At 68.4% G+C, this 21,526-nt stretch carries 19 protein-coding genes; 10 read left to right on the plus strand and 9 right to left on the minus strand.

All coding sequences use genetic code 11. The annotated features are described in order from the left end of the window. The first annotated feature begins 129 nt into the window (after positions 1 to 129). From ACLJPD_RS29730 to ACLJPD_RS29740, 3 genes are all read left to right on the plus strand, one after another. Positions 130 to 1,428, plus strand: coding sequence for a DNA polymerase IV (locus tag ACLJPD_RS29730; RefSeq protein WP_410876566.1), 1,299 nt, complete (start codon positions 130 to 132; stop codon positions 1,426 to 1,428). A 59-nt stretch (positions 1,429 to 1,487) separates the two neighbouring features. Then, positions 1,488 to 1,985 carry a hypothetical protein gene (locus ACLJPD_RS29735; RefSeq protein WP_410876508.1) on the plus strand — a complete coding sequence of 166 codons (498 nt, stop codon included), beginning with the start codon at positions 1,488 to 1,490 and terminating at the stop codon, positions 1,983 to 1,985. Between the two features lie 102 nt (positions 1,986 to 2,087). After that, positions 2,088 to 5,330 (plus strand): arabinosyltransferase domain-containing protein, encoded by a 3,243-nt coding sequence (locus tag ACLJPD_RS29740; RefSeq protein ID WP_410876509.1) that lies wholly within the window; start codon positions 2,088 to 2,090, stop codon positions 5,328 to 5,330. A gap of 76 nt (positions 5,331 to 5,406) precedes the next feature. Here ACLJPD_RS29740 and ACLJPD_RS29745 read toward each other — a convergent pair whose 3' ends face one another. Then, positions 5,407 to 6,336, minus strand: coding sequence for an ADP-ribosylglycohydrolase family protein (locus tag ACLJPD_RS29745; protein ID WP_410876510.1), 930 nt, complete (start codon positions 6,334 to 6,336; stop codon positions 5,407 to 5,409). 121 nt (positions 6,337 to 6,457) lie between these two features. Beyond that, positions 6,458 to 7,375 carry an EamA family transporter RarD gene (gene rarD / locus ACLJPD_RS29750; protein WP_410876511.1) on the minus strand — a complete coding sequence of 306 codons (918 nt, stop codon included), beginning with the start codon at positions 7,373 to 7,375 and terminating at the stop codon, positions 6,458 to 6,460. A gap of 34 nt (positions 7,376 to 7,409) precedes the next feature. Between rarD and ACLJPD_RS29755 the strand changes: the two genes are divergently transcribed. Both ACLJPD_RS29755 and ACLJPD_RS29760 read left to right on the plus strand, forming a co-directional pair. After that, a complete protein-coding gene (locus tag ACLJPD_RS29755) occupies positions 7,410 to 9,833 on the plus strand; it encodes a cation-translocating P-type ATPase (protein WP_410876512.1) in 2,424 nt (807 codons plus the stop codon). A 125-nt stretch (positions 9,834 to 9,958) separates the two neighbouring features. Next, positions 9,959 to 10,132 carry a hypothetical protein gene (locus ACLJPD_RS29760; protein WP_410876513.1) on the plus strand — a complete coding sequence of 58 codons (174 nt, stop codon included), beginning with the start codon at positions 9,959 to 9,961 and terminating at the stop codon, positions 10,130 to 10,132. Between the two features lie 37 nt (positions 10,133 to 10,169). Here the strand turns inward: ACLJPD_RS29760 and ACLJPD_RS29765 are convergent, their stop codons facing one another. From ACLJPD_RS29765 to lspA, 3 genes are all read right to left on the minus strand, one after another. Next, positions 10,170 to 10,886, minus strand: a complete 717-nt coding sequence (locus ACLJPD_RS29765) for a hypothetical protein (RefSeq protein WP_410876514.1) — start codon at positions 10,884 to 10,886, stop codon at positions 10,170 to 10,172. A 94-nt stretch (positions 10,887 to 10,980) separates the two neighbouring features. After that, complete coding sequence (locus ACLJPD_RS29770; protein WP_410876515.1) at positions 10,981 to 11,907, minus strand: RluA family pseudouridine synthase; 927 nt, start codon at positions 11,905 to 11,907, stop codon at positions 10,981 to 10,983. Continuing rightward, positions 11,904 to 12,443, minus strand: coding sequence for a signal peptidase II (gene lspA / locus ACLJPD_RS29775; protein WP_410876567.1), 540 nt, complete (start codon positions 12,441 to 12,443; stop codon positions 11,904 to 11,906). The genes ACLJPD_RS29770 and lspA overlap by 4 nt, the downstream gene beginning before the upstream one ends. Positions 12,444 to 12,669: 226 nt before the next feature. On the opposite strand from lspA, the gene ACLJPD_RS29780 reads away from it, so the two are divergent. Further along, on the plus strand, positions 12,670 to 13,560 hold the full coding sequence (locus tag ACLJPD_RS29780) for a hypothetical protein (protein WP_410876516.1): 891 nt from the start codon (positions 12,670 to 12,672) through the stop codon (positions 13,558 to 13,560). Between the two features lie 20 nt (positions 13,561 to 13,580). Beyond that, positions 13,581 to 14,273, plus strand: coding sequence for a hypothetical protein (locus ACLJPD_RS29785; RefSeq protein WP_410876517.1), 693 nt, complete (start codon positions 13,581 to 13,583; stop codon positions 14,271 to 14,273). A gap of 13 nt (positions 14,274 to 14,286) precedes the next feature. On the opposite strand, the gene ACLJPD_RS29790 is transcribed toward ACLJPD_RS29785, so the two are convergent. Continuing rightward, positions 14,287 to 15,135, minus strand: a complete 849-nt coding sequence (locus ACLJPD_RS29790) for a TIGR03619 family F420-dependent LLM class oxidoreductase (RefSeq protein ID WP_410876518.1) — start codon at positions 15,133 to 15,135, stop codon at positions 14,287 to 14,289. A 195-nt stretch (positions 15,136 to 15,330) separates the two neighbouring features. Here ACLJPD_RS29790 and ACLJPD_RS29795 point away from each other — a divergent pair, with 195 nt between their 5' ends. Further along, on the plus strand, positions 15,331 to 15,798 hold the full coding sequence (locus ACLJPD_RS29795) for a VOC family protein (protein ID WP_410876519.1): 468 nt from the start codon (positions 15,331 to 15,333) through the stop codon (positions 15,796 to 15,798). 58 nt (positions 15,799 to 15,856) lie between these two features. Here the strand turns inward: ACLJPD_RS29795 and ACLJPD_RS29800 are convergent, their stop codons facing one another. Further along, positions 15,857 to 16,276: a ubiquinol-cytochrome c reductase iron-sulfur subunit gene (locus ACLJPD_RS29800; protein ID WP_410876520.1), complete on the minus strand. Its 420-nt coding sequence runs from the start codon at positions 16,274 to 16,276 to the stop codon at positions 15,857 to 15,859. Positions 16,277 to 16,435: 159 nt separating this feature from the next. Here ACLJPD_RS29800 and ACLJPD_RS29805 point away from each other — a divergent pair, with 159 nt between their 5' ends. Together ACLJPD_RS29805 and ACLJPD_RS29810 are read left to right on the plus strand one after the other, a co-directional pair. Continuing rightward, on the plus strand, positions 16,436 to 17,701 hold the full coding sequence (locus ACLJPD_RS29805; RefSeq protein ID WP_410876521.1) for a Fic family protein: 1,266 nt from the start codon (positions 16,436 to 16,438) through the stop codon (positions 17,699 to 17,701). Positions 17,702 to 17,822: 121 nt separating this feature from the next. After that, entirely contained in the window at positions 17,823 to 18,767 is a 945-nt protein-coding gene (locus ACLJPD_RS29810) for an NAD(P)-dependent alcohol dehydrogenase (RefSeq protein ID WP_410876568.1), read from the plus strand. A gap of 18 nt (positions 18,768 to 18,785) precedes the next feature. Here ACLJPD_RS29810 and ACLJPD_RS29815 read toward each other — a convergent pair whose 3' ends face one another. Together ACLJPD_RS29815 and acs are read right to left on the minus strand one after the other, a co-directional pair. Next, the gene (locus ACLJPD_RS29815; RefSeq protein ID WP_410876522.1) at positions 18,786 to 19,469 is read right to left on the minus strand and encodes an LON peptidase substrate-binding domain-containing protein; all 684 of its coding nucleotides are present in this window, start codon (positions 19,467 to 19,469) and stop codon (positions 18,786 to 18,788) included. 99 nt (positions 19,470 to 19,568) lie between these two features. Beyond that, positions 19,569 to 21,473 carry an acetate--CoA ligase gene (gene acs / locus ACLJPD_RS29820; RefSeq protein ID WP_410876523.1) on the minus strand — a complete coding sequence of 635 codons (1,905 nt, stop codon included), beginning with the start codon at positions 21,471 to 21,473 and terminating at the stop codon, positions 19,569 to 19,571. Positions 21,474 to 21,526: the final 53 nt, after the last annotated feature.

Genomic DNA, 21,526 nt, shown 5'->3' on the forward strand with positions numbered 1-21,526 from the left:
AACGGGGTCGAGGAATTGTCGGTGGCCCGGCGTAGATTGCGCCTCGTGCGCACCCACACTCCTGCCGCCGGTGCCCCGGCCAGGCCCGATGCGGCGGTGACCGCCCGGCGCTGGGTGCTGCACATCGATATGGACGCCTTCTTCGCCTCGGTAGAGCAGTTGACCAGACCCACGCTGCGTGGCCGTCCGGTCCTGGTCGGCGGGGCTAGTCAGCGCGGTGTGGTCGCGGGCGCCAGCTACGAGGCTCGGGTCTACGGGGCGCGCTCGGCCATGCCGATGCATCAGGCCCGGCGCTTGATCGGGGTGTCGGCGGTGGTCGTGCCGCCACGCGGGGCGCTCTACTCGGTGCTGAGCGGGCAGGTGTTCGACACGTTGCGCAGTTGCGTTCCGGTGCTGGAGACGCTGTCGTTCGACGAGGCGTTCGCCGAACCGGCCGAGTTGGCAGGCGCGAGTGTCACGCAGGTCGAGGACTATTGCGTGATGCTGCGCGCTCTCGTCCGCGCGCAGACCGGGCTCACAGCCTCGATCGGCGCGGCGACCGGGAAACAACTCGCCAAGATCGGGTCCGGCCTCGCGAAACCCGATGGGATGCGGGTCATTTCACCCGCCGAGCAGGGTGAGCTGCTCGCCTCGCTGCCCGTGCGCAAGCTGTGGGGGATCGGCCCGGTCGCCGAGAGCAGGCTGCGCAGCCTCGGTATCGAGACGGTCGGCGCGTTCGCCGCGCTGCCGGAATCGGAGGCCGCGTCGATCCTGGGCGGCAGCACGGGCGCCGCCCTGCACCGGCTCGCGCGCGGGATCGACGACCGCCCGGTCGCCGAACGCGCCGAGGCCAAACAGATCAGCGCCGAGAACACCTACGAGCGCGACATCGTCACCATGGTCGACCTGCGCGCCGCCGTCACCGCGATGGCCGCGTCGGCGCATCGCAGGCTCGAACGCGACGGCCGCGCCGCGCGCACCGTGGTCCTCAAACTCAAGAAGTCCGATATGGGCATCGTGACCAGGTCGTTCACCCTGCCCTACGCCACCGCCGACCTGACCACCCTGGCCGCGGCCGCGCAGCGCTCCGCGATCGACCCCGCCGAGCTCGGCCCGATCCGGCTGGTCGGCGTCGGTTACGGCGGATTGTCGCTGGTGCGTCAGGAATCGTTGTTCCCCGAACTCGACCAGGCCGTGCCCGAGGATCTCGGTACCGTCACCGACACCGCGCCGCCACCGGATGAACAGTCGAAACTGCCTGCGGGACTGTGGTTTCCGGGAATGGACGTGAATCACCCGGATTTCGGGCACGGCTGGGTGCAGGGTGCGGGCTACGGCGTGGTGACCGTGCGTTTCGAGACCAGCTCGACAGGTCCCGGTGCGGCGCGTACCTTTCCAGCCGACGACACGGGGCTGACACGGGCCGATCCGCTGGCCAGCCTCGCCTGAGGAGTAGCCTCGGCTACCGCGATGGATTCACTCCCACCTCGAACGCAAAGGACGAGCAGTTGAAGCTTCGTACGACCGGACGTGTAGCGATCGCCGGACTGGCCGTGGTCGCCGCCCTCGGCCTGAGCGCGTGCAGCGACGACAAGGGTGACAAGCCCGCCGCCAAAACCACCACCAGCGCGAAGGCGTCGGCACCGGCTGCCGCGGACCTGCCGCCCGTGCCGACCGTGGAACAGCTCAACGAGCAGCTCAACACCGCGCTGGACCCGTCGATCCCCAACGACCAGAAGCTGGACTTCGTCCAGGGTGGCGAGGCCGACCCCGAGCTGCCGAACCGCTTGGCCCAGGCCGCGTCGGACGCCAATGTCGTGGTGCAGGTCACCGAGGTGACCTCCTTCGGTGACAGTGTCAACGCCAAGGCCAATTTCACGGTCAACGGGCAGACCAACGTCGTCGACGTGCCGTTCGTGGCCGAAGAGGGCAAGTGGAAGGTTCAGAAGTCGTGGGCCTGCGGCATGATGACCAACCTGGGTCAGACCTCGGTCGCCTGCCCCTGATCTCTCGCTCCAGCCCCGTTCGGAAGCTTCCGAACGGGGCTTTCGCGTGCGAGTCGAGACGTGTTTCGCCCGCTGTCGGTGGCGCGGCTACTATCGGGCCCCGTGGTAGAGACGATCGTGCGGCAGGGGCATCCGCCCAAGGATGTGTCGGAGCCGGCACGACGTGATCGCCCGGGGTGGGCGCGCCTCGTCGCGATCGTCGCGGGACTGATCGGCATACTCAGTGCCGCGGTGATCCCGTTCCTGCCCGTCCGGGTCGACGCCGCGACGGTCTCCTGGCCCCAGCAGGGTTCACCCGCCGCGGTCGAATCGCCGCTCGTCGCCTACGCGCCCGCTGCCATGTCCGCCACGGTGCCGTGTGCGGCGTTGAGTTCCCTCGCGGCCGCCGGTGGCGTCGCGGTCTCGACCGTGCCGCGGCAGTCGGCCGACATGGAGAAGTACGGCTTCGTCGTCAAAGTCGTCGCCGATACCGCCGAACGTCCCGGCCGGGTGGACGTCGTCTCGCGCTCGACGCTGGTGTGGACGGCCCCGCTCGCGGAGGTGCTCGATCGCTCCTGCGCGCTGACGATCGCGATCACCGCGCAGCAATCCTCGGTCACCACCACCGGGCTCGGCGAAGGCGCCGCGGTGGCCGCCGATCTGCGTCCCCAGGTGGTCGGCGTATTCAGCGAGCTGACCGGCGCCGCCCCCGCGGATCTCGCGGTGCGCGTCGACGTCGACGCCCGCTACACGTCGTCCCCGACCTGGCTCAAACTGGCCGCGATCGTGCTGTGCCTGCTGGCGACGGCGGTGTCGCTGTTCGCCCTGCACCGCCTCGACGCCCTCGACGGCCGTTCGGCGCGCCGATTCCTGCCGCAACGCTGGTGGCGGCTGCGCCCGGTCGACTGGCTGGTGTTCTCGGTGCTGCTCGTCTGGCATTTCATCGGCGCCAACACCTCCGACGACGGCTACATCCTCGGGATGGCAAGGGGTGCGCGCAGTTCGGGCAACATGTCCAACTACTACCGCTGGTTCAGCGTCGACGAGGGGCCGTTCTACACCCCCTACGTCGACATCATCGGCTGGCTCACCCACATCTCCGCGGTCAGCCCGCTGGTGCGCCTGCCCGCCCTCGGCGCGGGCGTGCTCACCTGGTGGTTGATCAGCCGCGAAGTGCTGCCCCGACTCGGCGTCGCGGTGCGTCGTGAGCGTGTCGCCACCTGGACCGCGGCCTTCGTCTTCCTGGCCTTCTGGCTGCCCTACAACAACGGTCTGCGCGCGGAATTCGTTGTGGCGCTGGGTGTGCTGGTCACCTGGGTCTCGGTCGAACGTGCGATCGCGACCCGGCGACTCGTGCCGTTCGCCGTCGCGGTGATCGTGGCCGCCTTCACGCTCACCGGTGCACCGTCGGGCCTGATCTGTCTCGGCGCGCTGGTGGCCGGTGCGCGCGTGGTCACGGCGATGATCGTGGCGCGGTCGAAGTCGGTGGGCTACCTGGCGCAATTGCTGCCGATCCTGGCCGCGGGCACGGTGGTGCTCACCGTCGTCTTCGCCGACCGGACCTTCGCCGGTGTGCGGGAGATGTTCGCCGTGCACAACGTGATCGGGCCGGGGGAGTCCTGGTTCTTCGAATTCCTGCGCTACCAATATCTGCTGCAGCTCAACGCCGATGGCTGGCTGACCAGGCGGTTCGGTGTCTTCGTGATGCTGATCGGGCTCATCGTCTGCACCGCCGTCCTGCTGCGCCGCGGCGGTCACATTCCCGGCACCGCGGTCGGCCCGGTCCGGCGCATGCTCGGCATCACCCTCGCCGCCATGGTGTTGATGATGTTCTCGCCCACCAAGTGGACCCACCAGTTCGGTGTGTTCGCGGGCCTGGCCACCTGTGTCGCCGCGGTGACCGCGGTCGCGGTGAGCTCGGATGTCCTGCGGCCGATGCGTAATCGCGCGCTGTTCGCCGCCGGTGTCTTCTTCACCCTCGCCATGACATGGGTCGGTGCCAACGGGTACTGGTACGTCTCCTCGTGGGGAATCCCCTGGTGGGACAAGCCGCCGACGGTCGCCGGGTACGGTGTTTCGACCCTGTTCGTCGGTATGACCCTGCTGGCGCTCGCGGTGGCGGCGTGGTTCCACGTTCACCCGAATCTGAAGCCGAAGGCCGAGGTGGGGCGGTTCGCCGGGGTGCCCGTCCTCGCGATCGCCGCCGCGATGATGGTGCTGTTCGAAGTGGCCTCGTTCGCCAAGGCCACCGTCGCCCAGTACCCCGCGTACTCCCTGGCCGGCTCCAACCTCTCCGCCGCCTTCGCGGGTGGGTGTGGAATGGCCGACGAGGTGCTCGTCGAAACCGACCCGAACGCCTCGATGCTCGCGCCGCTGTCGGGTGACGTGACCACTGCCATGAACGGCACCGAATCCACCGGCTTCCGGGCCGACGGTGTCGCGCCGGTGCTCACCTCGGATGAGGTGGAATCGACCACAGGGCAAGCGAATTCGGTGTCCGACGACCCCGAGAAACTACGGGATGCCTCGACCTCGGCAGGCTCGGAATCACGCCAGGGTTCCTTGCAGCTGCCGTTCGGTCTCGACCCCGCGACCACCCCGGTCCTCGGTAGCTACCGCGCCGGCACCCAGGAACCGGCCGCGCTGACAACGGGCTGGTTCCGCCTGCCTGCGGGCCCGCGCGGCCCGCTGCTCGCGATGTCGGTGGCCGGTCGGATCCGCACGGTCGACGCCGACGGCATCGTCCACCCCGGCCAGGAACTCGCCGTCGAATACGGCACCGTGGCCGAGGGTGCCGCCGACGTCGCCGTGACCGGCCAGATCGCGCCGACCGATATCGGCCCCGCCCCGATGTGGCGCAACCTGCGTGTCCCGCTCGACCAGGTGCCCGCCGAGGCGAATGTCGTTCGACTGGTCGCCGCCGACAAGAACCTCGCCCCCGACCAGTGGCTCGCGCTCACTCCGCCGCGCATGCCGCAGACCACCACGCTCAGCGCGCTGGTGGGCCGCGAGGCGCCGGTGCTCCTGGATTGGGCGGTGGGACTGCACTTCCCGTGCCAGAACCAGATGCCCACCTACAACGGCATCGCCGAGCTCCCCGAATACCGCATCCTGCCCGACCGCAACGGCGCCACCATCACCAACCTGTGGCAGGGCCACGACGGCGGCGGCCCCCTCGGCTGGACCCAACTCCTCTTCACCGCCCGCACCCTGCCGACATACCTGAACAACGACTGGGACAGGGACTGGGGCTCCCTCGAGCAGTACCTCCCCCTCGACAGCACCGCCACTCCCGCGAAGGTGGATGTCAACTCCGACAACCGCTGGGGCACATGGACTCCCGGCCCTGTCATCACCGCCTGGTAGTCGCAGGCCGGGCGTCGGGTTCACCGGTGGTGGCGCAGCACGCCTGCCCGGTCGCCGTCAGCGCGTCATCGGACTTCTACCGGGAGTTGGTGGCGATGCGCAGGGCGAGGTCGGGAAGGTCGGCGCCGGTGAGTCCGGGGTAGCCGTGGAGGACGGCGCGCCAGCGGGCGGGTACGGCGGAGGCTCCCCAGCGGGCGCCGAGCAGACCGCCCGCGATGGCCGCGGTGGTGTCGGTGTCGTTGCCCGCGCGCACGCACGCCTCCAGCGCGCGTGGCAGGTGTTCGGGCGTCGATCGGTCGGTGGTGGTGATGGCCCACCACGCGGTCTGCAGTGCGTGCACCACCCAGCCGTTGTTCGGGAAGTCGGCGGGCGTGCCCTTCTCCGCTTCGTCGAGCCGTTCGGTCCAGTACGCGGATTGCGTTGAGCCGCTGACGTATTCGCGAACCCCGTCGAAATCGGCGTTCAGCACGGCATGCCGGATCGCGTAGGTCCAGATCTTGCACGCCTCGACAGCGTTCTCGTCGTAGTGCGTGAGCAACCCGACCCGCCCCGCCGCCGCGACACATTCGTCGCCATCATCGAGATAGGCCAACGCCACCGGCGCGGTCCGCATCAGCGACCCGTTGCCCCCGGTCCGCCCCGTCAGCGACATCGCGACGATCTGCATGTCCCGCGCGCAGGAGGGCCTGGCGGACAACACATTTCGAGTCTGATTCCCGACGTCCGGCGGCTTCGAGTCGTACCAGGAGACGAACCCCGCCGCCACCGCGTCGAGATCGATCCCCGGCCCATTGGCAGCGGCTACCGCGACGGCGAGAGCCATCGACGTATCGTCGGTCCACTCGCCCGGCGCCCAGTCGAACACCCCGCCACCGATCATGTCGATCACCGTGTCCGGCCCCGGATGAGTGAACTCGTAGCCCGCCCCCAGCGCGTCACCGGCGGCGGTACCCACCAGCACTCCGGCGACCCGATCCGAGTACCCGGCATCGTGCACAGAATCCACCCCTTTCGGGTGCCCACTATCCGATTGTCCGACTATCGAGCCTACCGGTCGGCTTGTGATCCACCAGCGATTCACGCCGGTGTGACACCGAATCGAGCTTCCGATGTGACACCGAATAGGGCTACCGCGTGGTCGCGCCCGTCGCCTCGGCCACCGAGAGCCGCCGGGTGCGGCGACCCCGCAGGAGTGCGTCGGCGGTGAACACCGCCAGCGCCGTCCAGATCAGGGCGAAACCGGCCCAGCGGGAGGCGGGCATGGGTTCGTGCATGACCGCGACGCCCCAGGCCATCTGGAGGGCCGGGGTGAGGTATTGCAGGATGCCCATGGTCGAGAGTGGGACCCGTTTGGCGGCGACGGCGAACAGCAGCAGCGGGAGCAGGGTGACGGGGCCGGTGGCGAGCATGAGGCCGAAATGGGCGGGGCTGGAAGTCATTTCGCTGCCGCCGGTGGCCATCAGGATGATCAGGAACGCCAGGGCGAACGGCACGGCCACGATGCCCTCGGCCGCGATGCCGGGGAGCGCGTCGAGCCGGATCACCTTCTTCACCAGCCCGTAGGTGGCGAACGAGCCGGCCAGGATCAACGCGATCACTGGCGGCCTGCCGTAATCGACGGTCAACACCACCACCGCGAGCGCGCCGAGGCCCAACGCCACCCACTGCGCCCTGGTGAGTTTCTCCCGGAACAGCAGCACCCCGATGGCAACGGTGACCAGTGGGTTGATGAAGTAGCCGAGCGCGCATTCCACGATGTGCCCGGTGGTGACCCCGAAGACGTACACACCCCAGTTCAGCGACAACGCCGCCGAGGCCGCGGCGGCCAGCCGCCAGGTCCTGGCATCGATCCCGCGCAGCTTGTTCAGCCGCCCGGTCAGTGTGAGCACGGCCAGCACCACGACCAGTGTCCAGACGATTCGCTGCGCCACCACTTCGGCGGGCGAGGCGAACGCCAGCAGCCCGAAGAAGGCGGCGAACGAACCCCAGATGAGGTAGGCCCCCGCACCGAAAACGACACCGGGCGGGGAGGAACTGCGCTGCATTCATCCCATGATACGACCGGCTAATCTGACGACCATGTCCATATCCGTGCAGGATTCCGCGGCCGCCGGGCTCACCGCCGCACAGGTCGACGAGCGCCGCCGCGACGGGCGCACCAACGATGTCCCCGCCAGGGCGAGTCGGTCGGTCGGGGAGATCGTTCGCGCGAATGTCCTCACCCGCATCAATGCCATCCTCGGCGTGCTGTTCCTGCTCGTTCTGTCGACCGGCTCGATCATCGACGGCATGTTCGGGCTGCTCATCGTGGCCAACAGCGCGGTCGGCATCATCCAGGAGGTCAGGGCCAAGCGGACCCTGGACGAGCTGGCGATCGTCAGCCAGGCCAAGCCCACGGTGCGCCGCGACGGCGTCGCCGAGCAGGTCGCGCCCGGCGAGGTGGTCCTCGACGATCTGATCGAGCTCGGCCCCGGCGACCAGATCGTGGTCGACGGTGAGGTGTCCGAAGCCGCCGCGCTCGAGATCGACGAGTCGCTGCTGACCGGTGAGGCCGACCCGATCGACAAGGGCGTCGGCGCGCCGGTGATGTCGGGCAGCTTCGTGGTGTCGGGCTCGGGCGCCTACCGCGCGACCAAGGTCGGTAAAGACGCCTACGCCGCGAAACTCGCCGAGGAAGCCAGCAAGTTCACGCTGGTGCACTCCGAATTGCGTTCGGGTATCGACAAGATCCTGAAGTTCATCACCTACCTGCTCATCCCGGCCGGTCTGCTCAGCATCTACAACCAGCTGGTCTCGAGCGGGGAATCGTGGCGACCCGCCGTGACCGGCATGGTCGCCGCGCTGGTACCGATGGTTCCCGAGGGCCTGGTGCTGATGACCTCGATCGCCTTCGCTGTCGGTGTGGTGCGCCTGGGCAAACGCCAGTGCCTGGTCCAGGAACTGCCCGCGATCGAGGGTCTGGCGCGCGTGGACGTGGTGTGCGCCGACAAGACCGGCACCCTCACCGAGAACGGCATGCGCCTTGCACAGGTCGAACCGCTCGGCGGGTTCGACGAGGCACAGGTGAAGGCCGTGCTGGCCGCGCTCGCGAGCGACGACCCGCGTCCCAATGCCAGCGTCCAGGCCATCGCCGAAGCGCTACCCGACTCGCCCGGCTGGTCACAGACCGCCATCGCGCCGTTCTCCTCGGCCAAGAAGTGGAGCGGCATTTCCTATGGCGCCCACGGTGATTGGCTGCTCGGTGCCGCCGACGTGCTGCTCGATCCCACCTCCGCCGATGCCGCTCACGCCGAGGAGCTCGGCTCCTCGGGTCTGCGCGTGCTGCTGCTGGCGCGCGGCGACCGCCCGGTCGACGCCGACGACGCACCCGGCCGGGTCGAGCCCGCCGCGCTGGTCGTACTCGAACAGAAGGTTCGTCCCGACGCCAAGGAAACCCTCGAATACTTCGCGAGCCAGCAGGTTTCGATCAAGGTGATCTCCGGCGACAATGCCGTGTCCGTCGGCGCGGTCGCCTCTTCGCTCGACCTGCCCGGCGGCGACCACGCCGTCGATGCCCGCACCCTGCCCGACGATCCGGCCGCGCTCGCCGACGTCCTCGATCACGAAACCACCTTCGGCCGTGTACGTCCCGATCAGAAGCGCGCCATGGTCGGTGCCCTGCAGTCGCGCGGGCACACCGTGGCCATGACCGGTGACGGCGTCAACGACGTGCTCGCCCTCAAGGACGCCGACATCGGTGTCGCGATGGGCGCCGGTAGCCCGGCGACCCGTGCGGTGGCGCAGATCGTGTTGCTGGACAACAAGTTCGCGACCCTGCCGTACGTGGTGGGGGAGGGCCGCCGGGTGATCGGCAATATCGAACGCGTCTCGAACCTGTTCCTCACCAAGACCGTGTACTCGGTGCTGCTGGCGTTCCTGGTCGGCATCGCGGGCGTCGGTTCGCAGATATTCGGCTACGACCCCATCGGGTATCCGTTCCTGCCGCGCCACGTCACCATCGCGGCGTGGTTCACCATCGGCATCCCCGCCTTCGTGCTCTCGCTGGCACCCAACAACGAGCGCGCCCGCACCGGCTTCGTCGGCCGGGTGATGCGCCTGGCGGTGCCATCGGGCGTGGTGATCGGCGTCGCGACGTTCGTGGCCTACCTCATCGCCTACGCCGGACCGGAAGCCTCGGAAACGCAGAAGGTGCAGGCGGGCACCACCGCGCTGATCACGCTGATCATGATCGCGGTGTGGGTACTCGTGCTGGTGGCGCGCCCGTACGTGTGGTGGAAGGTGGTGCTGATCGCGGTCTCGGTGCTGGCCTACGTCGCGCTGTTCACGATCCCGTTCACCCGCGAGTTCTTCAAGCTCGACCCGTCCAACCCGCGGCTGACGCTGGCCGCGGCGGTCTGCGGTGTCATCGGCATCGTGCTGGTCGAGCTGGCCTGGTGGGTACAGGCGCGGCGCTCCGGCGGCACGGGCAAGCTCTTTCCTCCGGTGGGTGCGCAGGGCGCGTGATCGATCACTGACCCGGGCCGAAGCGGCTTCGAGAACCCTTGTGCCGGACGAGTATTCAGTGTTGGAGTACCTTTGCCGGTTATGGAGGTAACGCTGCCGCGCGCGCTTCGTCTCGGGACCACCCGGTGACCCCCGACGAACTGGACGATCTGTTCTCCGACCTCATCGGACAGATCGACCGACTCGACACCGATGCGCTGGAGTTGATGGCGACGGCGTACGACCAGGCCGGCGATGTCGACCGGGCCCGCGCGCTGTGGGAGCTGGCCGAGACGCGCCGCGGCACCGATCGAACGTAGTTCCGCGCTTCGGCGAACGTCGACGCGATCGCCGGAGTCACTCGGTGGGAACCGGCCCGTCATCGGGGATCGGTGTGACGGTGTCGCCGCTGCCCGGCAGCAGTGGACTCACCGCGAACCGGCCCGCGACGGCGTCGGCAGGCAACGCCTGCACTGCCCGGACACCGGGTTGTGTTGCGAGGTCACGCAATTGGGGCAGAGTGCCGCGCACCACCAGCCCGGCCGTGCACGCGCAACCCGCACGCAAGCGGCTCTCGGTGAGACGGGCGATATCGGCGCTGCGCTGATCGCGGAACCGTTGGGCCGCAACCAGACCCGCGGCAGCCTCGCCGGACTTCACCGCGGGCTCGTCACCGCCCGGCGTCGCGACGGTGATCACCGGCGTCTGAACTCGATCCACCGGCACGTGCTGGATCACCCCGGAGATCCGCAAACCCTCAGCCGCGGCCGGAAGCTGTTGGGGCGTCACGTATTCGGTGAACGAAACGAGTGCCCAGTGCTGGTCGGTGTCGGCGCCGTCGAGGGAGGTCCTGGCGTCGATCAGGTATTGCTCGACCTGCTCGCCGGGCGCGGGCCCCAGCCGATCGGTGGCCACCGCCGACGCGGGCGGCGGTTCACGAAACGCGACAACCAGCAGGATCACCGCACCGATCGCCGTGATCGCGTAGACGGCGGCATTGCGTAGTGCGAATCGACCGTGGCCCGCATCGCCGTCGTCGGCCTGCGCTCCCGCGATTACGGGCTCGGCGGGCATGTTCCCGAGCGTCTCGGAGGATGTCTGTTCGATGGATGGTTCCCCGCGGTCGTCCGGCGCCGTATCCGGCACCGGTTCGGACGACCGCGGGTCGTCAGGCATTGCGTAATACGTCCAAGGCGCCCGCCAGATCGTCGGGGTACTCGCTGGTGATCTCGAGCCAGCGACCGTCGGCGGGGTGATGGAAGCCGAGTTGACGCGCGTGCAGCCACTGCCGTTCCAGGCCGAGGCGTTTGGCCAGCGTCGGGTCGGCGCCGTAGGTCAGGTCACCCGCGCAGGGGTGGCGGACCGCGGAGAAGTGCACCCGGATCTGGTGCGTGCGGCCGGTCTCGAGGTGCACGTCGAGCAGGCTGGCCGCCTGGAACGCCTCGATGGTGTCGTAATGGGTGACACTGGGCCTGCCGTCGCCGGTCACCGCGAACTTCCAGGCATTGCCCCGCGCGCGCCCGATCGGCGCGTCGATGGTGCCGCTGCTCGGATCCGGGTGTCCCTGCACGAGTGCATGGTATTGCTTGTCGACCGTGCGTTCCTTGAAGGCGCGCTTGAGCATCGTGTAAGCGTGTTCGGACTGTGCCACCACCATCACCCCGGAGGTGCCCACGTCGAGCCGGTGGACGATGCCCTGGCGTTCGTGCGCGCCCGAGGTGGAGATGCGGTAGCCCATCGCCGCCAGCCCGCCGACCACGGTCGGCCCGGTCCAGCCGACACCGGAGTGCGCGGCGACGCCGATCGGCTTGTCCACGGCGACGATGTCGTCGTCGGCGTAGAGGATGTTCATTCCGTCGACCGGGGTGGCCTCGACCGTCAGCTCGCGCTTGGGTTCGGGGAAGATCACTTCCAGCCACGCGCCCGCGGTCAGCCGGTCGGACTTCCCCGCGGCGACCCCGTCGAGCTGCACCGAGCCGTCCTCGGTCAGCGCCACCACCGCGGTCCGCGACAGGCCGAGCAGCCGGGCAAGACCAGCGTCCACCCGCATCCCGTCAAGCCCATCAGGGACGGCCATGGTTCTGGTTTCTCTCATACGGTCTCCTCGGTGTGTTTGCGACCGCTGCGGGTGCCGTCCGGTTCGAAACCGAACACGGTGAGCGCGACCAGTAGGATCGCCCCGCACACGATGGCCGAGTCGGCGACGTTGAAGACCGGCCACCAGCCGATGGCAACGAAGTCGACCACATGACCCTGCAGCGGGCCTGGGTATCGGAAGAGCCGGTCGACCAGGTTGCCCAGCGCCCCGCCGAGCACCATGCCCAGGCCGATGGCCCACCACAGCGAACGCAGGGTGCGCCCGATCCGGATCACCCCGATCACCACCGCGGCGGCGATCAGGGTGAGCAGCCAGGTCATGCCGGTGGCCATCGAGAACGCCGCGCCGGGGTTGCGGACCAGGGTGAACCGCGCGAAATCGCCGATGATCGGCACCGATTCGCCCGGATCGATCAACGCGACCGCGAGACACTTGGTCAGCAGGTCGAGCCCGAACAGCACGACGGCGATGACCAGCAGCATCGGTAGACGGCGGCGACCAGCGGATTTCGTCTGCTCGGTGGCCTCGGGCACAGCAGCGGCCGACGGGGGGACGGAGTCGTCGCCGGTCTCGGGGACAGCAGCGTTGTCGGTTGGCCGGTCTTCGCTCACGCGTCCATCATTCCCTAGTGCTGATCTGGCCTGCGCCGCGGTGCCGAGGAGTCCCAGGTGTTACTCAGGAAGCGGTCGTACGCTGATGGCTGTGACGGTGTTGTCTAGATCTCGCTTACCCCGCGTCGCGCGCCCCGGGGTGTTACTGGTGGCGCTCGTGCTCGGGTTCGCGACCTTCGGCGCCGGGTGTGCCGACCGCTCGGCCCCCGCCGCGGAGGTCGACGGCACCGAACCGCTCGGCATCGGCAAGGAAGTCACCGTGCCGATCTCGGCGGCGGTCACCACGATGATCTCGCCCGGCGAAGAGCCGCGCGAGCTGCTGCGGCCGCGTTACGGTGCGGGCACCACCCAGGAGGTGACGCTGCGCACCGACTACCGAATCCAGCAGCAGGTCAACGATCAGCCCGCCCGCGACTTCTCGCCTGCCGCGCTGACCATCCCGATGATCGCGCGCGCGGGCGACGACGGCGTCGACCTCACCGTCGGCGCGATCACCACCCCCGATCCGGCGCTCAACAAGGCGTTCACCTCCGCCGACGGTTCCCACGCCGGTTTGGGGATGAGCGACCTGGGTGCGATCACCGAACTGCGGATGGCACCGTCACCGGATACCCCGAACAACGCGCGGGCCGCGCTCGAACAGGCCTTCTATCAAGCGGTGTACCAGTCGATCGCGTTCCCGGACGAGCCCGTCGGGGTCGGTGCGGTGTGGTCGGTGCATCAGCAGATCACCGGCGCCGTCACCCTGGACCAGATCACCACGGCCACCCTCACCAGCCGGGAAGGCGACCGGCTCACCATCGATCTGCAGGTGAATCAGACGCCCACCGACATGGTGTGGGAGTTGCCCAACGACGCGGGCGCACTCGACATCGACGGATACGTGATGGAAGGCGTCGGGTCGATCACCATCGATCTCGGTATGCCGCTGCCGGTTTCGGGTTCCATCGAGATCGGTGGACAGCAGACCTATCGTGACGCGCGCAGCATGAGCACGTTGGTGCAGACGCAGTCGACGCGCGTTTCCTGGACGGAATGATGCGGGCAGGTGTGCTGCGCGTGGGCGCAGCTGCTTCGGCGTGCGTGGGATTGGTCGGGATCGCGGGCTGCGGGTCCGACGACCCGGCGGATTCGCCGGGGTCCGGCCCGTTCTCCGCCGCGGTCACCGCCGCGCCGGGAACCGGGGCTGTCGTTCGCGATTCGGCGCAGTTGTCGGCCGGTCTGCTCGCCGAAACGGATCTGCCCGGCGATTTCGCGGTGGTGCCACCGCGCGGTGAGACGGACGGGCCCGCGGTGCCTGCCTCGGCGCCGACGGATCCGCCGGACTGTGGGCGTCTGCTCTCGCCCATCGCACAGCAGTGGCCGGGGTCGGCTGCCGCCGCGTCGGTGCAGTTCGCCGGACCGAGCTTCGCCACCATCGATATCGACGCCGCGAGCTACCCGGACGCGGCGCTCGTCCCGGCCTTCGATGCGCTCCAAGCGCAACCGCGGCGCTGCACCAGCTACTCGGGTGAAGACGAGGGCGTGCGGATCGAGTATCGAACCAGCGCGCTCGCACAGCCACCCGCGGGGGACGCGGGCTCGGCGTTCACCCTGACCGCCACGAGTGAGGGACTCACCCTCACCTCGGCGACCTCGCTTGTCCAGGTGGGAAACACGCTGGTTCAGGTCGTCGTCACCGCGCCGGAGATCGTCGATCCCGGCGTGCTCGCCGATCTCACCGCGGCGCAGGTGCGCAAACTCCGCGGCTGAGACCGGCTCGGGTTCACGCCGAGACGGCGAGCTTCCCGCCGAGATGGCCGAGGTAACCACGGACCTCGTCGGCGCTCTTGTCAGGAAGTCCGAAGACCACCTCGGTGACGCCGACGTCGGCCCAGCCGGCGAGCTGCTCGGCATTGTGACGACCGGCCAGCGCGATCACCCGCGGGGTGCCCTCGCGGCCTGCTTCCTTCCAGACGCGGTGCAGGAGTTCGATTTTGGCGCCGAGGTCGCCTTCGGTCGGGGTCGTGATCCAACCGTCGGCGTTGGCGGCCAACCACCCGAACGATTTCTCGGTGCCGCCCGCGCCGAGCAGCACCGGAACCCCGGCGCGCACCGGCTTCGGCCAGGACCAGCTCGGGCCGAATGTCACGAAGTCACCGGCGAATTCGGCTTCCTCCTGCGACCACAGTGCCCGCATCGCGTCGAGATTCTCGCGCAACACCGTGCGTCGCTTGTTCGCGGGCACGCCGTGGTGGGCGAGTTCGTCGGTGTTCCAACCGAATCCGACACCCAGCTCGACCCGGCCACCGGACAGGTGGTCGAGGGAGGCGATGGTCTTGGCGAGGGTGATCGGGTGGTGCTCGGCGGGCAGCGCCACCGCCGTCGACAGGGTGATCCGCTCGGTGACCGCGGCGGCGGTGGCCAGCGCGACCCAGGGGTCGAGCGTGCGCAGGTACCGGTCGTCGGGCAGCGAGGAGTCCCCGGTCTGGGGATGGGCCGCGGCCCGCACGACCGGAATATGGGTGTGCTCGGGAACGTAGAACGCGTCGAATCCCGCGTCCTCGGCGGCCTTGGCCGCATCGGCGGGCGTGATGCCCCGGTCACTGGTGAACAACACAACCCCGTACCGCATGTCCCGACCCTCCGGCATCGACTGCAAAACTGAAACAGGTTCCATAAGAACTGCACCAAGTTCTACAGGACTAGAACCAGTTCTACTAGTCTTGACATCCTGGGGATGGTCCGCCGGACGACGGCCTTTCCCCGATCACACGAGGGGAATACGCTGGGGGTCGTCCGAGCGTCACTCTCGACACGGAGGTATCCGATGTCTGAAGTTTCCCCTTTTCCCGAAGGCTATCCGCGGATCTGTCCCGGCCTGGCGTGCGCGGGAGCGGCCGCCGCGATCGACTTCTACATCGCGATCTTCGGCGCCACCGTGCGGATGAAGATGGACGGGCCCGGCGGCACCGTCGTCCACAGTGAACTGCTCGTCGGCGACTCGGTGCTGATGGTCGGCGACCCCGTCCCCGAGATCGGCTTCAGCGACCCCAAGGCTGTCGGCGGCACCCCGGTGAACCTGATGGTCTACGTCACCGACGCCGACGCCACGTTCGCCGCCGCGCTCACCGCGGGCGCCACCGCGATCACCCCCATGGCCGACCAGTTCTACGGCGACCGCAGCGGCTCCTTCGAAGACCCGTGGGGCCATCGCTGGACCGTGGCCACCCACGTCGAAGACGTGTCCGCGGAAGAAATGGAGCGGCGCATGTCGGAAATGATGGAAGCGGGCTGATCGGATCATCACACCCGCACTGCTGACGATCTCGCGGTGCGGGTGTGACGCGTCCGGATTACGCGGGAACGATCGAGTCGCCTTCGACACGAACAGGTTTGGCGGCCAGCGGTTCGTTGGCAGGCCCGCCGCGCACGGCACCGTCGAGCCCGAACCGGCTGCCATGGCAGGGGCAGTTGATCGTCCCCTTGGCCACGGTCGCGACCTTGCACCCGGCGTGCGTGCAGGTCGACGACAGTCCGACGAAATTGCCCGCGGTCGGCTGCGTGACCACCGTATCGCCGACGATCACCCCACCCCCCACCGGAACATCCGCCACCTTGGCCAGCGCGCCAGCGGGTGCCCCGGGGTCGGCAGGGGCGGCAGGCGCCGATTCGCTCGCCGAGCTACCGCACGCGGTCAACGTCGCCGCAACGGCCAGCGCGCCCGCGCCCACGACGGCGGTACGCCGGTTCAACGAGAAATCATCGATGGTCATCGGTAGTTCTCCGATCAGAAAGTGCGGCCGTGACGCGACCGGCTCCTTCCCTGTCTACGGCACACGCCCACTTCCGGTTCGACCGAATCCGATTCTGAGCGAACATTCCAGCCCTCCTTATTAAAGTTTTACTGATATCCTTTAATAAGGAGGTAGGAGATGGCTGAGCTACTGCCGTGTCGATGGGAGAGTTCGCTCGATCGTGGCGGGCTGTCCCGCCGTGATCGCAGTGCCGGTCTTTTCGATGCCTACCTTCCCGATCCGCTGATGGGTCGGGCATTCACGTTCGACGGCGCCACGGCCGCCGATATCGCGGATGCCGAGATCGCTATCGCCCGGCTCGATCGGGATGCGACCGCGTTGTCCGATACCGAGGTGCTGTCACGACTGCTGCTGCGCGCCGAGGCCGTCGCCTCCTCTCGCATCGAAGGCCTCGAAATCGGCGCACGGCGGTTGTTGCGTGCCGAGGCTGCCGCGACTTTCGAAGGAGTGTCCACCGACGTCACCGCGGTGGAAGTGCTGGCGAACATCGATGCGATGGCTCTGGGCGTGCGTTCGATCTCGCGTGGTCAGGAAATCACCGCAGAGGTGGTGACCGACGTGCATCGACGATTGATGACCGGCACGCACCTCGCCTCCCACGGCGGGAGGTACCGCGATCAGCAGAACTGGATCGGCGGCAGCTCCTATAACCCGCGCTCCGCCGCGTATGTGCCACCGCCGCCGCGTTACGTCGCGGAGTTGATGTCGGACCTGATCGGGTTCGTCAACACCGACGACCTGCCCGCGGTCGCGCAGGCGGCGATCGCGCATGCCCAGTTCGAGACGATCCACCCGTTCGTCGACGGCAACGGTCGTGCGGGACGTGTTCTGATCCACCTCGTGCTGCGCCGACGTGGGCTCTCCGAGCGGGTGATCGCGCCGGTTTCGCTCGTCTTGGCCACAGCGACCCGCAGCTACATCGATGGCCTCACCGGATTCCGTCACCTCGGTCCCTCCGACACCGCGGCGGCGATGGAAGGCGTCAATGCTTGGATCGGTAGGTTCGCCGCAGCCTGTGCACAGGCGGTCACCGACGCCACAGTGTTCGAGGCGAGAACCACCGCCCTGTTGCGCCGATGGCGCGAGCGAGTAGCGCCGCTACGAGCGGATTCAGCTGCCGCCCTGCTACTTCCGCATCTCGTCGGCGCGCCGATCATCACCGTCGCGACGGCCGCTGCGCTGGTGGAGCGCAGCTTTCCCGCCGCCAACACCGCGATCGAGCGGCTCATCGATGCCGGAATCCTGCGGCAACTGACAGTCGGCCGCCGCAACCGCGCGTTCGAGGCCCCCGAGGTTTTCGAAGCGTTCGGTGCACTCGAGCGGTGTTCGGCGAATCCTGATGGCGAGACACGTTCGCCGCAGCGTCCTGTGCCTCGCGGGTAGTTCCGCACCTGGCTTGAAATCTCCGTACACATCAGGGAATTCCCCGATGTGTACGGAGGTCGGCGCGCCTAGCGTTGTCGGTGTGAGGGCGATTGTGCAGCAGGTTTACGGGTCATCGGCGATGTTGGCCGTGGGGGAGATCGGCCGGCCGCGGCCGGGCGCGGGGGAGGTGCTGGTTCGGGTTCACGCTGCGTCGGTGAATGCGCGGGATTGGCATGTGATGCGGGGAGATCCGAAGATCGCGCGGTGGATGGATCGGTCGGTGTTCGGCCGTCGGGGACCGGCGAATCCGGTGCAGGGCGGTGATTTCGCGGGGACGGTCGAACAGGTGGGGGATGGCGTCACGGATCTGGTGGCCGGTGACGAAGTCTTCGGGGAGGCGATCAGCGGGGCGTTCGCGGAGTACATCGCGGTGCCTCGGCGACTGCTCGAGCGGAAACCGGCGAATCTGAGTTTCGAGGAGGCGGCGGCGGTGCCGTTGGCCGCCAATACCGCCCTGATCTGCCTGCGTGATGTCGGTGACGGTGAGCGGGTGCTGATCATCGGCGCCTCCGGTGGGGTCGGCACGTTCGCGGTTCAGCTCGCCCGAGCACGGGGTGCGCAGGTCAGCGCGGTGTGCAGCACCCGCAATGTCGAGGCGGCCAGGTCGCTCGGGGCGGAGCACGTCTTCGACTACACCCGCGACACCGTGACCGGCCGCTACGACACTGTCCTCGACCTCGCTGGAACTCGGACCCTGCGCGAACTGCTTCGCCTGGTCGAACCCACCGGCACGTTGGTGCTGTCCGGTGGTGGCAATTTCGACGGTGGTAGCTGGTTCGGCCCGGTGGGCTTGCTCGCCCGCGCGCCGCTGGCCCGGCCGTTCGTGAAACCGGCTATCCGCGTTCCCCGGGCGGAGCAGACGCCGGCGTCGTTGACCGAGCTCCGCGAACTGATCGAGTCCGGCGTTGTCCGCCCGGCCATCGACCGGACCTATCCGCTGGCCGAAACGCCCGCCGCGATCGAGTACATGGAGACCGAACACGCGCGAGCCAAGATCGTGATCACCATCGCCGTACCGAGCTGACCGGAAGCCGGGGTGTCATCACAGCAGGCGGAATTCCATCATCGCGATCGCATCGTCGACCGCGGTGGTGAGAGCGGTGAGTCGGCTCGACGAGTCCGGTGCCGACAGGGCCGCCTGGCGGTCGGTCGGGCCGATCGGCAGGCGGGCGGCGAGCTCGTAGGAACGGGCGGTCGGATCGGCGGGCAGGTCGTCCAGCGATGCCGACGGCGGTGGGCGGCGGATGCCGTTGCGGCGCGCGAACTGGGCCGTCAGGGTGTGCAGGCGGTCCGCGCGTTCGCGCAGGCCCGCCAGTGACGCGGCGTCATCGGTGCCGGGGCCGTCCGGCCAGAGCTCGGCTTCCGCCCGGGGGTACGGGGCATCGTCGAGCCATTTCTCGATGCGAAGGCGCTCGGTGCCCTTGCAGCGCAGGCGGTATCGCGAATCGGGCAGTTCGATGACCTCGGTGATCCGGGCGACGGTGCCCACCTCCGTGCGCACCTCACCGCCGCCCACCTCGTGCCCACGCGCGATCAGCACGACACCGAATTCCGGCTCCCGCCGCCCGTCCGTGCAGTCGCGCACCAGTGCCACGTATCGCGGCTCGAAGATCTGCAACGACAGTGACTCACCGGGTAGCAGTACCGCACCCAGCGGGAAAATAGGTATCTCCACCGTCCCAGCATGCCCGCAACCGCGCACGCGCGCGTCATCCGGCGCGTTCACGCTGTGTCCTTTCGTCGGCGGCTGGTCCGCTCGATCGTGCTGCGGACCAGCCGATCCGATGCCATCGGGCACAGGCTGTCCGGTCGAGGGATCGACCTTTCACGCCGTGGCGATCGCCTCGAATACCGTCGGGTCGACCAGTGTCGAGGTGTCGCCGAGCTCGCGCCCTTCGGCGACATCACGCAACAGTCGCCGCATGATCTTGCCGCTGCGCGTCTTGGGCAGCTCCGGCACGATGTGGATCTCGCGCGGCCGCGCGATCGGACTGATCTCGAGCGAGACCGCCGCCTTGAGCTCGGCGACGAGGCCTTCGGCCGCGGCGGCCGAACCGGTGAGGATGACGAACGCGACGATCCCCTGCCCGGTGGTCTCGTCGGACGCGCCGACCACGGCGGCCTCGGCGACGGCCGGATGCCCGACCAGCGCGGATTCCACCTCGGCGGTGGAGATGCGGTGACCGGACACATTCATCACGTCGTCGACGCGCCCCAGGATCCACAGATCCCCGTCGGCGTCGAGCTTGGCGCCGTCCCCGGCGAAATACCAGCCCTCGGAAGCGAAACGCTGCCAATAGGTTTCGCGGTAGCGGTCCATGTCGTTCCAGATGCCGCGCAGCATCGACGGCCACGGCTGATCCAGGACGAGCAACCCGGATTCGTCGGAACCGAGCGGCGTGCCCTCGTCATCGACGACCTTGGCGGAGATGCCGGGCAGTGGGCCCATGGCGGCGCCGGGCTTGGTGGTGGTGACGCCGGGCAGTGGGGAGATCATGATGGCACCGGTCTCGGTCTGCCACCAGGTGTCGACGATGGGTGTGTTGTTGGCGCCGAAGACTTCTCGGTACCAGCGCCAGGCTTCGGGGTTGATCGGTTCGCCGACGGAGCCGAGCAGTCGCAGGGTGCTCAGGTCGTGGGCGTCGGGGATCTCGCGGCCCCATTTCATGAAGGTGCGGATCAGGGTGGGGGCGGTGTAGTAGATGGTGACGCCGTATTTTTCGATGATCTGGAAGTGGCGGTGTTCGTCGGGGGAGTTGGGGGTGCCTTCGTAGACGACCTGGGTGGCGCGGTTGGCCAGTGGTCCGTAGACGATGTAGCTGTGTCCGGTGACCCAGCCGATGTCGGCGGTGCACCAGTAGATGTCTTGTTCTGGTTTGTGGTCGAAGACGTTGTGGTGGGTGTAGGCGGTTTGGGTGAGGTAGCCGCCGGTGGTGTGCAGGATTCCCTTGGGTTTGCCGGTGGTGCCGGAGGTGTAGAGGATGAACAGTGGGTGCTCGGCGGGGAAGGGTTGTGCTTCGTGGGAAGGTGAAGCGACGGCGACGGTTTCGTCCCACCACAGGTCGCGGACTTCGGTCCACGGCACTTCCAGGCCGACCCGGCGCACCACCAGCACATGCTCGACGCTCGACGGATCCGAACCAAGTGCCTCGTCGACGGCGTACTTCAACGCGGCGGGCTTCCCACGACGCCACTGCCCGTCGGTGGTCACGATCAACCGCGCCTGGGCGTCGTCGACCCGCTGGCGCAGGGCGGTGGGGGAGAACCCGGCGAACACCACCGAGTGGGTGAGCCCGAGCCGCGCGCAGGCCAGCATCGTCACGATGGCTTCGGGCACCATCGGCATGTAGACGGCGACGCGATCGCCTGCCACGAGGCCGAGAGCGGTGAAAGTGTTTGCCGCCCTGCACACTTCATCGAGCAGTTCCGCGTAGGTGATCGCCCGGGAGTCGCCGGGTTCGCCCTCCCAGTGGATGGCGACCTGGTCGCCGTACCCGTCGATGACGTGGCGGTCCAGGCAGTTGTAGGCGACATTGAGTTCGCCGTCGCCGAACCAGCGCGCGACCGGCGCGTCGGACCAGTCGAGCACCTCGGTGAAGGGCTTGTGCCAGTGCAACCGGTTGGCCTGCTCGGTCCAGAAACCGTCGCGATCGGTGCGCGCCCGCTCGTACAGCGCGACATCGGCATTGGCCGACGCGGCGAACTCGGGGGCAGGCGGGAAACTGGTCACAAGAAACTCTCCTTCGAAAACGTGGGGGTACAAACCCGTGCCGGTGGGGCGAA

The organism is Nocardia sp. A7 (assembly GCF_046549215.1).
In the GTDB taxonomy this organism is placed as follows: Bacteria; Actinomycetota; Actinomycetes; order Mycobacteriales; family Mycobacteriaceae; genus Nocardia.

Bases quoted from the DNA above. Each gene is read 5' to 3' on its own strand.
- rarD (WP_410876511.1), bottom strand. From the start codon at position 7,375: ATGCAGCGCAGTTCCTCCCCGCCCGGTGTCGTTTTCGGTGCGGGGGCC.
- ACLJPD_RS29790 (WP_410876518.1), bottom strand. From the start codon at position 15,135: ATGCGGTACGGGGTTGTGTTGTTCACCAGTGACCGGGGCATCACGCCC.
- ACLJPD_RS29810 (WP_410876568.1), top strand. From the start codon at position 17,823: ATGTTGGCCGTGGGGGAGATCGGCCGGCCGCGGCCGGGCGCGGGGGAG.
- ACLJPD_RS29730 (WP_410876566.1), top strand. From the start codon at position 130: ATGGACGCCTTCTTCGCCTCGGTAGAGCAGTTGACCAGACCCACGCTG.
- ACLJPD_RS29765 (WP_410876514.1), bottom strand. From the start codon at position 10,886: ATGCCCGCCGAGCCCGTAATCGCGGGAGCGCAGGCCGACGACGGCGAT.
- ACLJPD_RS29800 (WP_410876520.1), bottom strand. From the start codon at position 16,276: ATGACCATCGATGATTTCTCGTTGAACCGGCGTACCGCCGTCGTGGGC.
- ACLJPD_RS29755 (WP_410876512.1), top strand. From the start codon at position 7,410: ATGTCCATATCCGTGCAGGATTCCGCGGCCGCCGGGCTCACCGCCGCA.
- ACLJPD_RS29805 (WP_410876521.1), top strand. From the start codon at position 16,436: ATGGCTGAGCTACTGCCGTGTCGATGGGAGAGTTCGCTCGATCGTGGC.
- ACLJPD_RS29795 (WP_410876519.1), top strand. From the start codon at position 15,331: ATGTCTGAAGTTTCCCCTTTTCCCGAAGGCTATCCGCGGATCTGTCCC.
- ACLJPD_RS29770 (WP_410876515.1), bottom strand. From the start codon at position 11,907: ATGAGAGAAACCAGAACCATGGCCGTCCCTGATGGGCTTGACGGGATG.